This is a genomic window from Kluyvera sp. NPDC087067, assembly GCF_044745165.1.
Taxonomy (GTDB): Bacteria; Pseudomonadota; Gammaproteobacteria; order Enterobacterales; family Enterobacteriaceae; genus Kluyvera.
Genome location: NZ_JBIUZS010000003.1, coordinates 119552 through 133079, shown reverse-complemented (window position 1 = coordinate 133079; position 13528 = coordinate 119552). Strand labels below are relative to the sequence as shown.

General features: G+C 54.3%; 13 protein-coding genes. 8 read left to right on the top strand and 5 right to left on the bottom strand.

The window, feature by feature from the left end:
• Genes ACIPDS_RS09410 through yejF form a run of 3 tightly spaced genes read left to right on the top strand, consistent with a single transcriptional unit; the run spans position 1 to position 3704 of the window.
• Positions 1-1089 (top strand): microcin C ABC transporter permease YejB, encoded by a 1089-nt coding sequence (locus ACIPDS_RS09410; protein ID WP_166516197.1) that lies wholly within the window; start codon positions 1-3, stop codon positions 1087-1089.
• A gap of 1 nt (position 1090) precedes the next feature.
• Positions 1091-2113 carry a microcin C ABC transporter permease gene (locus ACIPDS_RS09405; protein ID WP_400734912.1) on the top strand — a complete coding sequence of 341 codons (1023 nt, stop codon included), beginning with the start codon at positions 1091-1093 and terminating at the stop codon, positions 2111-2113.
• 1 nt (position 2114) lies between these two features.
• Entirely contained in the window at positions 2115-3704 is a 1590-nt protein-coding gene (gene yejF / locus ACIPDS_RS09400) for a microcin C ABC transporter ATP-binding protein YejF (RefSeq protein WP_400734910.1), read from the top strand.
• 3 nt (positions 3705-3707) lie between these two features.
• Here yejF and ACIPDS_RS09395 read toward each other — a convergent pair whose 3' ends face one another.
• The 3 genes from ACIPDS_RS09395 to rsuA form a co-directional block, all read right to left on the bottom strand.
• The gene (locus ACIPDS_RS09395) at positions 3708-4049 is read right to left on the bottom strand and encodes a YejG family protein (RefSeq protein ID WP_400734908.1); all 342 of its coding nucleotides are present in this window, start codon (positions 4047-4049) and stop codon (positions 3708-3710) included.
• Between the two features lie 312 nt (positions 4050-4361).
• Complete coding sequence (locus ACIPDS_RS09390) at positions 4362-5558, bottom strand: Bcr/CflA family multidrug efflux MFS transporter (protein ID WP_400734906.1); 1197 nt, start codon at positions 5556-5558, stop codon at positions 4362-4364.
• A 19-nt stretch (positions 5559-5577) separates the two neighbouring features.
• Positions 5578-6285, bottom strand: coding sequence for a 16S rRNA pseudouridine(516) synthase RsuA (rsuA, locus tag ACIPDS_RS09385; RefSeq protein ID WP_400734904.1), 708 nt, complete (start codon positions 6283-6285; stop codon positions 5578-5580).
• Positions 6286-6437: 152 nt separating this feature from the next.
• Between rsuA and ACIPDS_RS09380 the strand changes: the two genes are divergently transcribed.
• Complete coding sequence (locus tag ACIPDS_RS09380; RefSeq protein ID WP_400734902.1) at positions 6438-8195, top strand: DEAD/DEAH box helicase; 1758 nt, start codon at positions 6438-6440, stop codon at positions 8193-8195.
• Here the strand turns inward: ACIPDS_RS09380 and ACIPDS_RS09375 are convergent.
• Positions 8192-8725 (bottom strand): lipocalin family protein, encoded by a 534-nt coding sequence (locus tag ACIPDS_RS09375; protein ID WP_400734900.1) that lies wholly within the window; start codon positions 8723-8725, stop codon positions 8192-8194. The two genes, ACIPDS_RS09380 and ACIPDS_RS09375, sit on opposite strands and share 4 nt — an antisense overlap.
• A gap of 115 nt (positions 8726-8840) precedes the next feature.
• Between ACIPDS_RS09375 and ACIPDS_RS09370 the strand changes: the two genes are divergently transcribed.
• Both ACIPDS_RS09370 and rplY read left to right on the top strand, forming a co-directional pair.
• Positions 8841-9800: a YbgA family protein gene (locus tag ACIPDS_RS09370; RefSeq protein WP_400734898.1), complete on the top strand. Its 960-nt coding sequence runs from the start codon at positions 8841-8843 to the stop codon at positions 9798-9800.
• A gap of 127 nt (positions 9801-9927) precedes the next feature.
• On the top strand, positions 9928-10212 hold the full coding sequence (gene rplY / locus ACIPDS_RS09365; RefSeq protein ID WP_166516188.1) for a 50S ribosomal protein L25: 285 nt from the start codon (positions 9928-9930) through the stop codon (positions 10210-10212).
• 102 nt (positions 10213-10314) lie between these two features.
• On the opposite strand, the gene yejK is transcribed toward rplY, so the two are convergent.
• On the bottom strand, positions 10315-11322 hold the full coding sequence (gene yejK / locus ACIPDS_RS09360; RefSeq protein WP_166516187.1) for a nucleoid-associated protein YejK: 1008 nt from the start codon (positions 11320-11322) through the stop codon (positions 10315-10317).
• 182 nt (positions 11323-11504) lie between these two features.
• On the opposite strand from yejK, the gene ACIPDS_RS09355 reads away from it, so the two are divergent.
• Together ACIPDS_RS09355 and yejM are read left to right on the top strand one after the other, a co-directional pair.
• Entirely contained in the window at positions 11505-11732 is a 228-nt protein-coding gene (locus tag ACIPDS_RS09355) for a YejL family protein (protein ID WP_166516186.1), read from the top strand.
• A gap of 18 nt (positions 11733-11750) precedes the next feature.
• Complete coding sequence (gene yejM, locus ACIPDS_RS09350; protein ID WP_400734895.1) at positions 11751-13505, top strand: LPS biosynthesis-modulating metalloenzyme YejM; 1755 nt, start codon at positions 11751-11753, stop codon at positions 13503-13505.
• Positions 13506-13528: the final 23 nt, after the last annotated feature.

Below are 13528 nucleotides of genomic sequence, written 5' to 3'. Positions count from 1 at the left end.
ATGGGTGCCTATTTAATTCGCCGTCTGCTACTTATCATCCCGACCCTGTGGGCGATTATTACGCTCAACTTTTTCATTGTTCAGATTGCTCCCGGCGGCCCGGTTGACCAGGCGATTGCGGCAGTGGAATTCGGCCAACAGAGCAGTTTACCCGGCGGAGGCGGTATGGGCGGCGGACAATCACGGGCCGGCCTGAGCAATATTGCGGAAAGCCAATATCGAGGAGGACGCGGCCTCGACCCGGAAGTGATTGCCGAGATAACAAAGCGCTACGGCTTTGATAAACCGCTTCATGAGCGCTATTTCAAAATGCTGGGCGACTACCTGCGTTTTGATTTTGGCAACAGCCTCTTTCGCAATGCGTCGGTGATGCAGCTGATGAAAGAAAGTCTGCCGGTCTCGGTTTCGCTGGGCTTATGGAGCACGCTGATTATCTATCTGGTCTCCATTCCATTGGGTATTCGCAAGGCGGTGTATAACGGCAGTCGTTTTGATGTCTGGAGCAGTACCGGCATTATTATCGGCTACGCCATTCCGGCGTTCTTATTTGCGATTGTGCTGATCGTCTTTTTCGCCGGCGGCAGCTATTACGATATTTTCCCACTGCGTGGCCTGATATCAGCCAACTTTGACACGCTGCCGTGGTATCTGAAAATCACCGATTACCTCTGGCATATTACGCTGCCGGTGCTGGCAACGGTCATTGGCGGTTTTGCGGCGCTCACCATGCTCACCAAAAATTCGTTTCTTGATGAGATCCGCAAACAATACGTGGTAACCGCACGGGCAAAAGGGGTCGGTGAAAAGCAGATCCTGTGGAAACACATTTTTCGCAACGCCATGCTGCTGGTTATCGCCGGCTTCCCCGCCACCTTTATCAGCATGTTTTTTACCGGTTCCCTGCTGATTGAAGTGATGTTCTCGTTAAATGGCCTGGGTTTGCTGGGCTATGAGGCCACGGTCAGCCGCGACTATCCGGTGATGTTCGGCACGCTGTACATTTTCACGCTCATCGGGCTGCTGATGAATATTGTTAGCGATATCAGCTACACGTTGGTTGATCCACGCATTGATTTTGAGGGCCGCTAAGATGACGCTGAGTTCCGTGAATCAAGCGCGGTGGGCGCGTTTTTGCCATAATCGTCGCGGCTACTGGTCGCTGTGGATCTTTGCGCTGATTTTCATCTGTAGCCTGTGCGCTGAGCTTATCGCCAACGATCGTCCACTGCTGGTGAGCTATCAGGGGAGCCTTTACTCGCCGGTATTGAAAAGCTACAGCGAAAAGACCTTCGGCGGCGAATTTGCCACCGCCGCAGACTATCAGGATCCCTGGTTACAGCAACAATTAGACAAGCACGGCTGGGTACTGTGGGCACCTATCCGCTTTAGCGCCAGCAGTATTAACTACAGCACCGCGACCCCCTTCCCCTCACCGCCTTCTCGACAAAACTGGCTAGGCACCGACGCTAACGGTCGTGATGTGGTCGCGCGTATACTCTATGGCACCCGTATTTCGCTGCTGTTCGGGATAATCCTCACCCTTTGCACCAGCGTGATGGGCGTGGTAGTTGGCGCCGTGCAGGGATATTACGGTGGACGCATTGACCTATGGGGGCAGCGATTTATTGAAGTCTGGTCGGGCATGCCAACGCTCTTTTTGATTATTTTGCTCTCAAGCGTGGTGCAGCCCAACTTCTGGTGGCTGTTGGGCATTACCGTACTGTTTGGCTGGATGTCGCTGGTCGGCGTGGTACGGGCGGAGTTTTTACGTACCCGCAATTTTGACTATATCCGCGCAGCGCAGGCGCTGGGCGTGAGCGACCGCAGTATTATTTTGCGCCATATGCTGCCCAACGCGATGGTCGCCACATTAACCTTTATTCCGTTTATTCTGTGCAGCTCCATTACGACCCTCACCTCGCTGGACTTTCTCGGTTTTGGTCTGCCGCTCGGCTCACCGTCGTTGGGAGAATTGCTGTTGCAGGGTAAAAACAATTTACAGGCGCCCTGGCTTGGGATTGCTGGTTTTCTCTGCGTCGCCGTGCTGCTGTCGCTGCTGATTTTTATCGGCGAGGCGGTACGTGACGCATTCGATCCTTCTAAGGCGGTATAACATGCAGCCCCCTCTTTTAGAAATCGACAACCTGTCCATCGCCTTTCGTCAGCAAGGCGTCAGCACCACCGTAGTCAACGATTTGTCTTTGTCGATCGATGCCGGAGAAACGCTGGCGCTGGTGGGTGAGTCCGGTTCCGGTAAGAGCGTTTCGGCGCTGTCCATACTTCGCCTGTTACCAGAGCCCCCGGCCAGCTATCCGAGTGGCGACATTCGCTTTCGCGGCGAATCACTGCTGCATGCCAACGAACAGATGCTACGTAGCGTACGCGGCAACCGCATAGCCATGATTTTCCAGGAACCCATGGTGTCGCTAAATCCGCTGCATAACCTGGAAAAACAGCTCTATGAAGTGCTCTCGCTGCACCGAGGCATGCGCAAAGAGGCCGCACGTGGCGAAATCCTTGATTGCCTGGACCGCGTGGGGATCCGCAATGCGGCAAAACGGCTGTCGGATTTCCCCCATCAGCTTTCTGGCGGTGAGCGTCAGCGCGTCATGATCGCCATGGCGCTGCTCACGCGCCCGGAGCTGTTGATTGCCGACGAACCCACCACCGCGCTGGACGTCTCCGTCCAGGCACAAATCCTGCAACTGCTGCGCGAACTGCGCGTCGAGCTGAATATGGGGATGCTGTTTATCACCCATAATCTGAGTATTGTTCGCCAGTTGGCCGACCGGGTCGCGGTGATGCAAAACGGCCGTTGTGTGGAACAAAACAGCGCCAGTGCGCTGTTTGCCGCACCAGCCCATCCGTATACGCGTAAACTTCTCGACAGCGAGCCCGCCGGAGAACCCGTAGCCTTGCTGCCCGATGCCGCCCCGTTGCTTGAGGTTAATCAGCTTTGCGTCGCCTTCCCTGTTCGCAAGGGCATTCTGCGCCGCATCGTTGACCATAATCGGGTGCTGAATAACGTCAGTTTTTCGCTGCGAACGGGTGAAACCTTGGGGCTGGTTGGCGAGTCGGGATCCGGCAAAAGTACCACGGGCCTGGCGCTGCTGCGGCTTATCGCGTCACAAGGAGATATCCGTTTTAATGGCGAGGCGATTCAGGGCTGGACGCGTCAGCAGATGCTGCCGCTGCGCCATCGTATTCAGGTGGTGTTTCAGGATCCTAACTCTGCGCTAAACCCTCGGCTGACGGCGTTGCAGATTATTGAAGAGGGATTACAGGTGCATCAACCTGCCTTGTCGCGCGAGGAACGTGAGCAGCAAGTGATTGAGGTTATGCACGAGGTGGGGCTCGCTCCTGAAACCCGAAATCGTTATCCGTCAGCATTTTCCGGCGGGCAGCGTCAACGTATCGCGATTGCGCGAGCGCTCATTCTGAAGCCTCAGCTCATGGTACTGGATGAACCGACCTCGTCACTTGACCGCACCGTTCAGGCCCAGATACTGGCCTTGCTGAAAGCGTTACAGCAAAGGCATCATCTGGCCTATATTTTTATCAGCCATGACCTGCAAGTCATTCGTTCGCTATGCCACCAGGTGATTGTTTTACGTCAGGGAGAGGTTGTCGAGCAGGGTGAGTGTCGGCGCGTCTTTGCAGCACCGCAGCAGGAGTATACGCGTCAGCTCATTGCATTGAGCTGACGGTCAAAATGGGTTGTTGCCAGAAAAGGGTTCTGCAATGGCCACGCCAAAGTTTTTCAGACGGCAGGTCGCGGCAAACTCGTCCTGACTCTTGACGAATAAGCACGGCTCCCCTTCACACTCAAGAACTGAGCAATCAACGGAGATATCGCTCAACGCCTGGCTCAATGAGTGCATGACCGGCCAGGCGCTATCGCCATCCGGGCTTAATAATTTAAGCGCTACCAGCGTGTTATCACTCGCCGCGCCATTTTGCGGAATCGGTTCAACCTTCGAACCTGCAAAACCCGCTAACCAACGATAGTCTTGCGGTAGCCGATGTACTATTGAGAGCTGAAATGTCATACGTTCTTCCCGGTAAGCAAAGTGCTTCACAATTATTTCACATCCATATTAACACATTGTTGACAAATCGTCCTGCATCCACAAAAAAAACGCCAGCATTCAACATTCTTTCTACGACATAGTTCGGTGTACTGATGCGTTTTCGCGCTATATGTACCCGTTTCTGTGATCTAACACAACCTTTTTATCTACAACAATGTGACTTTTTACATAAACGGATTTTACATAAAAGAAACATCACGCCCTATCGGAAATGCAATTTCTGTTGATGTTTATCAAAAAAGGGGCGTATTTCGCCCCTCATAAGCGGTATTACTGCGCGGTTTTACGTGGGCGACTGGCGTAGAGGTAGAACAGAATGGAAGCAGTGGCGCAAAGGGCAATCGAAATTAACATCGGCCATGCGGTGGTAAAGGTGGCCATCGACAGCAGCGCGCCAACGATGGCGCCGATGCCAAAGCGGAACGTGCCTGCAAGAGAAGATGCCGTACCGGCCATATGCGGGAATTCATCGAGGATCACCGCCATCGCGTTCGATGACACCATCGAAACGCAGCCAATAAAGACCGCGATCCCCAGCACTAATGACCAGAATCCAACGTCAAATAAGGCGCAAACCACCATCCACACCGCCATCACGAATTGCACGATCAGGCCCGCGCGGAACATCCACAGCGCGCCTACCCTGCGTACAAAACGGCTATTAATGGTGGTCATTACAAATAAGAACACGATATTCAGCGCAAAGTAATAGCCAAAGTGCTGCGGCGACACGTGGTTAAGTTCGATATAAACAAACGGCCCGGCGCTCAAAAACGAGAACATTGCCGCAAAGCTAAAACCGCTCGCCAGCATGTAGGAAAGCACGCGTTTATGGCGGAATAGAGAAGCAAAGTTGCCAAGCGTGGTGCGAAGCCGGAACGGCTGACGCTTGTCGACGGCCAGCGTTTCATCGATAAAGAAGTAGATCATCAAGGACGCCAGGATCGCAGCGATAGCGAGGATCCAGAAAATCGCATGCCAGCTAAACCACACCAGCACTGCCCCGCCGACAATCGGTGCCACCAGCGGCGCAATGGTGGTGACCAGCATCACGAACGACATCATTCGTGAAAACTCTTCTTTCGGGTAGATATCGCGCATCAGGGCGTTAATCACCACGCTTGCCGCCGCAGCCGCCAGGCCGTGGAAGAAACGGGTAACAATGAGATAGTCAATCGATGGAGCAAGCGCACAGGCTGTGGCAGCGGCGGCAAAAATCAGCGTGCCGCCCAGGATAACCGGCTTGCGCCCGAGGCTATCCGCCATCGGGCCATACAACAGCTGACCGACAGCAAACCCCAGAATATAGGTGCTGAGCGTCATCTGCGCGCTGCCTGCCGGCACGCCAAATTGCTGCGAGATGACCGGCAACGCCGGCAGATACATGTCTATCGACAACGGCATTAACATGGCCAGAAGGCCAAGAATAAACACAATACTGAACGACGAGCGCGGCCTGGACGTCACAATCTACCTCTGAGTTTTGTTAGCGCTCTGGTGCGCCAACGCTGGCAATTTCTTCTGCGGTTAACGGGCGGTACTCACCCGGTTCCATGTCAGGATCAAGGGCGATAGCACCAATGCGTTCGCGGTGCAGGCCAATGACGCGGTTGCCGACGGCGGCAAACATACGTTTTACCTGATGATAACGCCCTTCGCTGATGGTCAGACGCACTTCGGTTGGCGTGATCACTTCCAGCACCGCGGGCTTGGTGAGATCTTTTTCGTTATGCAGCTGCACGCCCTTAGTGAACTGTTCGGCCGTATCATCGCTGACCGGATTCTCCAGCTGCACCAGATAGGTTTTCTCGCAGTGATGACGGGGAGACGTCACGCGGTGCGACCACTGGCCGTCGTCGGTCATCAGCACCAAACCGGTGGTATCAATATCTAAACGACCTGCGGCATGCAGCTTATAAGCAATCGGCTCGTCGAGGAAATAAAGTACCGTTGGATGATCTGGGTCCTCGGTCGAACACACGTAGCCTTGCGGTTTGTTCAGCATAAAGTAGCGCGGGCCTTTCTGCTGAGTCAGCGAGTTGCCCTCATAGGCGACCTCGTGTTCAGGTAACAGTTTAAATGCCGCCTCGCGTACCACTTCGCCATCAATGGTCACATGGTTGCCGCGGATCTGACGCCCGGCAATAGCACGGCTGACGCCGAGTTGCTGAGCGATAAACTTATCAAGTCGCATGAAGTATTTTTAGCCTGTAAATAGTGCCGGTGTCGGACAAGCGTCCGAAAAATGGGGTAGTAACAATGAGTAAGTATAACGGGCTTGTCGGGTCACTCAAGTGAAAAGATTCATGGCATACTATTTGGCAGTTAAGGACAATCATCAAGCTCATGACATTTACACTACGCCCGTATCAACAGGAGGCGGTTGACGCCACCCTGGCCTATTTTCGCCGCCAGACCGCCCCGGCCGTTATCGTCTTGCCCACCGGGGCAGGAAAAAGCCTGGTTATCGCCGAACTGGCGCGGCTTGCGCGCGGCCGTGTGCTGGTATTGGCTCACGTTAAAGAGCTGGTGGCACAAAACCATGCTAAGTATCTCGCGCTGGGGCTGGAAGCAGATATCTACGCCGCCGGTTTAAAACGCAAAGAGAGTCACGGCAAAGTGGTGTTTGGCAGCGTACAGTCCGTCGCCCGAAATCTTGACCATTTTCAGGGCGAGTTCTCCTTGCTGATTGTCGATGAGTGCCACCGTATCAGCGATGACGACGACAGCCAATATCAGCAAATCCTCACTCACCTCAAGCAAGTGAATCCTCACATTCGGCTGCTGGGGCTGACGGCAACGCCGTTCCGGCTGGGTAAAGGCTGGATTTATCAGTATCACTACCACGGCATGGTGCGGGGCGATGAAAAAGCCCTGTTCCGCGACTGTATTTACGAGCTGCCGCTGCGCTATATGATTAAGCACGGCTATCTGACGCCGCCAGAGCGGCTGGATATGCCGGTTGTGCAGTATGATTTCAGCCGACTTCAGGCCAACAGCAACGGCTTATTCAGCGAAGCGGATCTTAATCGCGAACTTAAACAGCAGCAGCGCATTACGCCGCATATCATCAGCCAGATAATCGAATTTTCGCAGACCCGAAAGGGAGTGATGATTTTTGCCGCCACCGTTGAACACGCGCGCGAAATCACCGGCCTGCTGCCCGCCAACGACGCCGCGCTGATTACCGGAGAAACGCCGGGGCCGCAGCGCGATGAGCTGATTGAGGCGTTTAAACATCAGCAGTTCCGCTATCTGGTCAATGTCTCCGTCCTGACCACCGGTTTTGACGCGCCGCACGTGGATCTCATCGCCATCCTCCGCCCAACGGAATCCATCAGCCTGTATCAGCAAATTGTGGGCCGTGGATTGCGCCTGGCGCCGGGTAAAACCGATTGTCTGATCCTGGATTACGCCGGTAATCCACATGACCTCTACACGCCGGAGGTGGGTTCGCCTAAGGGGAAAAGCGATAACGTGCCGGTGCAGGTTTTCTGCCCCGGCTGCGGATTTGCCAATACCTTCTGGGGTAAAACCACCGCTGACGGCACCCTTATTGAACACTTTGGTCGCCGCTGTCAGGGCTGGCTTGAGGATGATGAAGGGCATCGTGAGCAGTGCGACTATCGTTTCCGCTTTAAAAATTGTCCGCAGTGTAACGCAGAGAATGATATTGCCGCCCGCCGCTGCCGTGAGTGCGACACGGTACTGGTTGACCCGGACGATATGCTGAAAGCGGCGCTGAAGCTCAAAGATGCGCTCGTGCTGCGCTGTAGCGGAATGACCTTGCAGGACGGGATGGATGAGAAAGGGAGTTGGCTGAAAATCACCTATTACGATGAAGACGGGGCCGATGTGAGTGAGCGCTTCCGCCTGCACACACCTGCTCAGAAGATGGCCTTTGAACAGCTGTTTATACGTCCACATACGCGCACGCCGGGCGTGCCGCTACGCTGGATAACGCCGGGTGATATTATCAGTCAACAGGCGCTGCTGCGCGCCCCGGATTTTGTCGTCGCCCGCCAAAAAGACCGTTACTGGCAGGTGCGTGAAAAAGTGTTCGACTATCAGGGGCGCTTTCGTCGCGCAGGCGAGCTGCGCTAGCCGCCGGCCTGCTTCACCCACAGCAGATCGTCCACCGCGAAACCGAGTCCGCGTGCGATATTCAGGTAATTCTGCCGCACCTGGGTCGGTAGCGTCGGCGTCCGGGACAGGATCCACAGATAATCGCGGTTCGGCCCGCTGACCAGCGCGTACTGGTAGTCATCATCCAGGGCAATGACGTTGTAACCGCCATAGAACGGGCCGAAGAATGACACTTTCAGCGCGGCGGTGGTAGGTTTACCGGTAAAATAGGCTTTCCCGTCACTCTCTTTCCACACGCCTTTTTGCGGATCATACCCGCGGTTTATCACTGTAATCCCCCCATCCTGACGCTTACCGTAGGTGGCGGTCACCTGCTCCAGCCCACGTTCAAAACGATTTTCCAGGCGCGCAACCTCATACCATTTTCCTAAATAGCGGCTGGCATCAAAATGGTCAATGGGTGTCACGCCTTTTGGCGGCGTGGGCGAACGGCAAGCCACTAGCGCCAATGAGAGTGCAACACCGGTAACGACGGGCCATAACTTCATGTAAACGTCCTTCACAATGAAAAGTCCAATAAGTGTAGTAGAGGAGAAAAAAGCCACGCGGTAAGATTCGGGAGAATCTATGCTTTATCTACTACCCGCAATAACAGGAAACGTCATGAATACCAAACCGATACTCGGCATTAGCGGTTGCCTGACCGGCGCAGCGGTACGCTTTGACGGCGGGCACAAACGGATGGGATTTATTATGGATGAGCTTGCCGAATGGGTAAGCTTTAAACCAGTCTGCCCGGAGATGGCTGTCGGTCTGCCGACCCCTCGCCCGGCACTTAGGCTTGTTAATACCCCCACAGGTGATGTGCGATTGCGCTTTAGCCAGGCGCGCGATCAAGACTTGACGGACAAAATGCAGCAGTTTGCCGAGGGCTATCTGCCAGGTGTTGCTGACTACGCGGGTTTTGTGGTGTGCGCCAAATCCCCCAGCTGCGGGATGGAACGCGTGCGCCTGTATGATGAAGACGGTAATCGCGGTGCGAAAGCGGGAGTGGGCCTGTTTACCGCCGCGCTCCAGCAGCGCTATCCGTGGCTTCCGATAGAGGAAGATGGGCGGTTGCACGATCCGGTTTTACGGGAAAATTTCGTGGCACGCGTGTTTGCGCTCCACGAACTCAACGCCATGCGCGAAAAAGGGCTAACCCGCGGCGCGATAATGGCTTTTCACAGTCGCTATAAGCTGCATTTACTCGCGCATAGTCAGCCGGGTTATCGGGAAATCGGGCCGTTTATCGCCCGTATCCATGAATGGGACGACCTGGAAGCCTTCTTTGTCGCTTACCGGGAAAAACTGATGGCCATTTTGCAGCAGCCCGCCTCGCGCAAAAACCACACCAACGTGCTGATGCACATTCAGGGTTACTTCCGCAAACAGCTTAACGAACGTCAGCGCGCTGAGCTGCGGGAAGTGATTGTGAATTATCATGCCGGTCTGCTGCCCATTCTCGCCCCGTTGACGTTGCTACAGCATTATCTTGCCGAGCACCCGGACGACTATCTGCTGACCCAGAAGTACTTTTCCCCTTACCCGGACAGCCTGCGGTTACGTCTAACGGCGAATTGAGCCTGAGGTTTTCATTGCCCGACAAGGAATTGGAGGCTATAATGCCGCCCGCTTTCACATCCGTGAAGCAGATCAGTTGCCTGCTGCTGGGTCGCCTGTAGCAGGATTTATATATAGAGAGCTTTCAATGATTACTTTCAATGCAGTAGTACGTGAAGTGCAGGGTAAGGGTGCGAGCCGCCGCCTGCGCACAGCTAACAAGTTCCCAGCTATCATTTATGGTGGCGAAGCTGCTCCAGTTGCTATCGAACTGGATCACGACAAAGTGTGGAACCTGCAGACCAACGCTGAATTCTACAGCGAAGTTCTGACCATCGTTGTTGATGGTAAAGAAGAAAAAGTTAAGGCACAGGCTGTTCAGCGTCACCCGTTCAAGCCTAAGCTGGCTCACATCGACTTCGTTCGCGCGTAATCGCAAACCGGTCAACGTGACAAAGAAGAACGGCTCCTTTTGGAGCCGTTTTTTTATGCCCAGAAAAAACCCGCTCATGATGAACGGGTTTGCGAAAGCGGTTTAGCTTTTGCCGGACGTGCGGCGCTGGAGCTGGTCGCGCAAGTTTGGCGGCGTCCCTTTGATGGTCAGCGTATCGGTGGCCGGATCCCAGTAGATCCGCTCGCCTAATAACATCGCATCGAAATTAATCGTCAAGCCACCGCCGCTGCCGGCAAATTTGGTTAATTGACGCAGCGTACTGCGATCCGCCGGGAAGCTCTCTTCAAGCTCATAGCCCTTTTCAGCGGTGAACTCGCTGAAGCTGACTTCGCTGACCCCGGAAAGCTCCTTCGACAACGACTCCAGCTCAATCTCTTCGCCCGCCTGCAACTGCTCGTTACAGTAGCTATAGACCTGCTGACGCACGTTCTGACGCTCGTTTTTGTCGAGCTGCGCTTCGGCGGCAAAATCATCCAGCGCCTGCAGCAAGCCGCGGTTTTGCACTTTGGCGTTTAACCCTTCGCTGGCGCCGAGGAAGTCCATGAAGAAATCCGACACCTTACGGCCAACACGCCCTTTCAGGAAGGTCAGATAACGGGTGGACTCCGGGTTGGTTTCCCACTCGGTCAAATCGATACGCGCCACGATATCCGCATGATTGATATCCAGATAGTGAGTGGCACTGATATCCAGCTGTTCGTTCACGCGCATGCTGTTGAGATTGTTCAGCACGGCCACCAACAGGTAATCCACCGCCAGATAACGATAGTGACAGAACAAGACAATGCCCCCATCAGCAAACGGGTATTTCGCCAGCTCATCACGCAGACGACCGGTAGCGGCACGGGTAAAAGCAAGGAAGTCTTCCTCACCCTGACGCTGAAGCTTCAGCGCCTGCGCCAGCTCGCTTTCTTCGGTAAACAGGCCATAGGCTTTGTTTTTGGCACTGTACACGCGATGCAGCTCAGCCATCATCTCCTCTACCGGCGCGGTAGGTTCCAGCAGCGAGTCGCGCAGCACGACGTCCAGGTTTTGCTCATCACGTTTGATGAGCTGATGCAAAGCAATCTGGTCGATATCCAGACTCATGTTAAACTCTCCTTTATGATCGGGTGTATTCAAACACCCCCGATGCCACAGTGCAACTGACTCATTACCGCATTCGCGGCAGTATAATGGCGAAAGGATATCGCGAATGCTTAAAAAAAGCGGAAAAAATACTGCTGCTACGGTAATATACTGCCCTTTAATGAATGGACAGATTTCGATTTATGCCACAACAATCCCGCTATAGTGATGAACACGTTGAACAGCTGCTGAGCGAGCTCGCTAACGTACTGGAAGAACATAAAACTCCAACCGACCTGTCGTTGATGGTTCTGGGGAATATGGTCACCAATCTGATTAACAGCAGCGTGGCTCCGGCTCAACGCCAGGCTATCGCGCGCTCTTTTGCCCAGGCGCTGCAATCTTCTATTAACAGCGACTCTGCGCACTAAAGGTACAAGCAACAGTTTATGGTGACTCATCGTCAGCCCTATCGAGAAAAAGTCTCCCAGATGGTTAGCTGGGGGCACTGGTTCGCCCTGTTCAACATGCTGTTGGCTATGGTGCTCGGTAGTCGCTATCTTTTTGTCGCCGACTGGCCGACAACGCTTGCGGGACGCGTTTACTCCTACATGAGCCTTGTCGGGCATTTCAGCTTCCTGGTGTTCTCCACCTACCTGCTGATTCTGTTCCCCCTGACGTTTATCGTCATGTCCCAGCGCCTGATGCGCTTCTTGTCCGCCATTCTGGCGACAGTGGGCATGACGTTGCTGCTTATCGACAGCGAAGTCTTTACCCGTTTCCACTTACACCTGAATCCGGTGGTGTGGGAGCTTGTGATAAACCCCGATCAAAATGAGATGGCCCGCGACTGGCAGCTGATGTTTATTAGCGTGCCGGTTATCCTCCTCGTGGAGATGCTATTCGCCACCTGGAGCTGGCAGAAGCTGCGCAGCCTGACGCGGCGTCGCCACTACGCGCGGCCCGTCGCCTGGTTCTTCTTCGCCTCATTTATCGCCTCACACGTGATGTATATCTGGGCGGATGCCAATTTCTATCGCCCGGTCACAATGCAGCGCGCTAACCTGCCGCTTTCCTATCCGATGACGGCCCGCCGTTTCCTCGAGAAACATGGTCTGCTGGATGCGCAGGATTATCAGCGACGCCTGATTGAGCAAGGCGACCCGGAAGCCGTCACCGTACAATATCCATTAAGCGATCTGCGCTATCGCGATATGGGAGCCGGGAAAAATGTCCTGCTCATCACGGTTGATGGCCTGAACTACTCGCGCTATGAGCAGCAGATGCCGTCGCTTGCGCAATTCGCGAGCGAAAACGTCAACTTTACTCAACATATGAGCTCAGGTAACACCGCGGACAACGGCATCTTTGGCCTGTTCTATGGTGTGTCACCAAGCTATATGGATGGCGTGCTTGCCGCGCGTATTCCCGCGGCGCTTATCAGCGCGCTCAATCAGCAGGGTTATCAGCTGGGGCTGTTCTCTTCTGATGGCTTCACAAGCCCAATTTATCGCCAGGCGCTGCTGTCTGATTTCTCTTTGCCGCCGAGCAAGTCGCAAAATGATGCGCAGACCGCAAGGCAGTGGGTGAACTGGCTTAAGAATAATGCACAGGATGAAAACCGCTGGTTCTCCTGGGTATCGTTTAACGGTACCACGATGAACGATTCTGAACTGAGCGACCGGCAGTACGCCCGTGCGGCAGCGGATGTTGATGCACAGATTGCCCGCGTGCTGGATGCCCTGCGCGAGTCCGGTAAGCTCAACGATACGGTAGTCATTATTACTGCCGGTCACGGCGTGCCGTTGAAGGGACAAAACAGCAGCTTTAGCTGGTCACGTCCGCAGCTGCAGGTTCCACTGGTTATCCACTGGCCGGGAACGCCTGCCCAGCGAATCGACCTGTTGACCGATCATAAAGATATTATGACCACGCTGATGCAACGCTTGCTGCATGTCAGTACGCCGGCCAACGAGTATTCACAAGGACAAGATTTGTTTAGCGCTAATCGCCGCCATGACTGGGTAACGGCGGCGGATAACAGCGCGCTGGCGATCACCACGCCATCCGTTACCGTGGTTCTTGATCATAACGGCCACTATAAAACATGGACGGCTGAAGGCGAGAAAGAGCGTGAGCAAAAACCGCAGTTAAGCTTGCTGTTACAAGTCCTGACCGAGGAAAAACGGTTTATCGCTAACTGATTGATTAATTGTGAGTCAGTTGT

Bases quoted from the DNA above. Each gene is read 5' to 3' on its own strand.
- ACIPDS_RS09410 (WP_166516197.1), top strand. From the start codon at position 1: ATGGGTGCCTATTTAATTCGCCGTCTGCTACTTATCATCCCGACCCTG.
- ACIPDS_RS09405 (WP_400734912.1), top strand. From the start codon at position 1,091: ATGACGCTGAGTTCCGTGAATCAAGCGCGGTGGGCGCGTTTTTGCCAT.
- yejF (WP_400734910.1), top strand. From the start codon at position 2,115: ATGCAGCCCCCTCTTTTAGAAATCGACAACCTGTCCATCGCCTTTCGT.
- ACIPDS_RS09395 (WP_400734908.1), bottom strand. From the start codon at position 4,049: ATGACATTTCAGCTCTCAATAGTACATCGGCTACCGCAAGACTATCGT.
- rsuA (WP_400734904.1), bottom strand. From the start codon at position 6,285: ATGCGACTTGATAAGTTTATCGCTCAGCAACTCGGCGTCAGCCGTGCT.
- ACIPDS_RS09380 (WP_400734902.1), top strand. From the start codon at position 6,438: ATGACATTTACACTACGCCCGTATCAACAGGAGGCGGTTGACGCCACC.
- ACIPDS_RS09375 (WP_400734900.1), bottom strand. From the start codon at position 8,725: ATGAAGTTATGGCCCGTCGTTACCGGTGTTGCACTCTCATTGGCGCTA.
- ACIPDS_RS09370 (WP_400734898.1), top strand. From the start codon at position 8,841: ATGAATACCAAACCGATACTCGGCATTAGCGGTTGCCTGACCGGCGCA.
- rplY (WP_166516188.1), top strand. From the start codon at position 9,928: ATGATTACTTTCAATGCAGTAGTACGTGAAGTGCAGGGTAAGGGTGCG.
- yejK (WP_166516187.1), bottom strand. From the start codon at position 11,322: ATGAGTCTGGATATCGACCAGATTGCTTTGCATCAGCTCATCAAACGT.
- ACIPDS_RS09355 (WP_166516186.1), top strand. From the start codon at position 11,505: ATGCCACAACAATCCCGCTATAGTGATGAACACGTTGAACAGCTGCTG.
- yejM (WP_400734895.1), top strand. From the start codon at position 11,751: ATGGTGACTCATCGTCAGCCCTATCGAGAAAAAGTCTCCCAGATGGTT.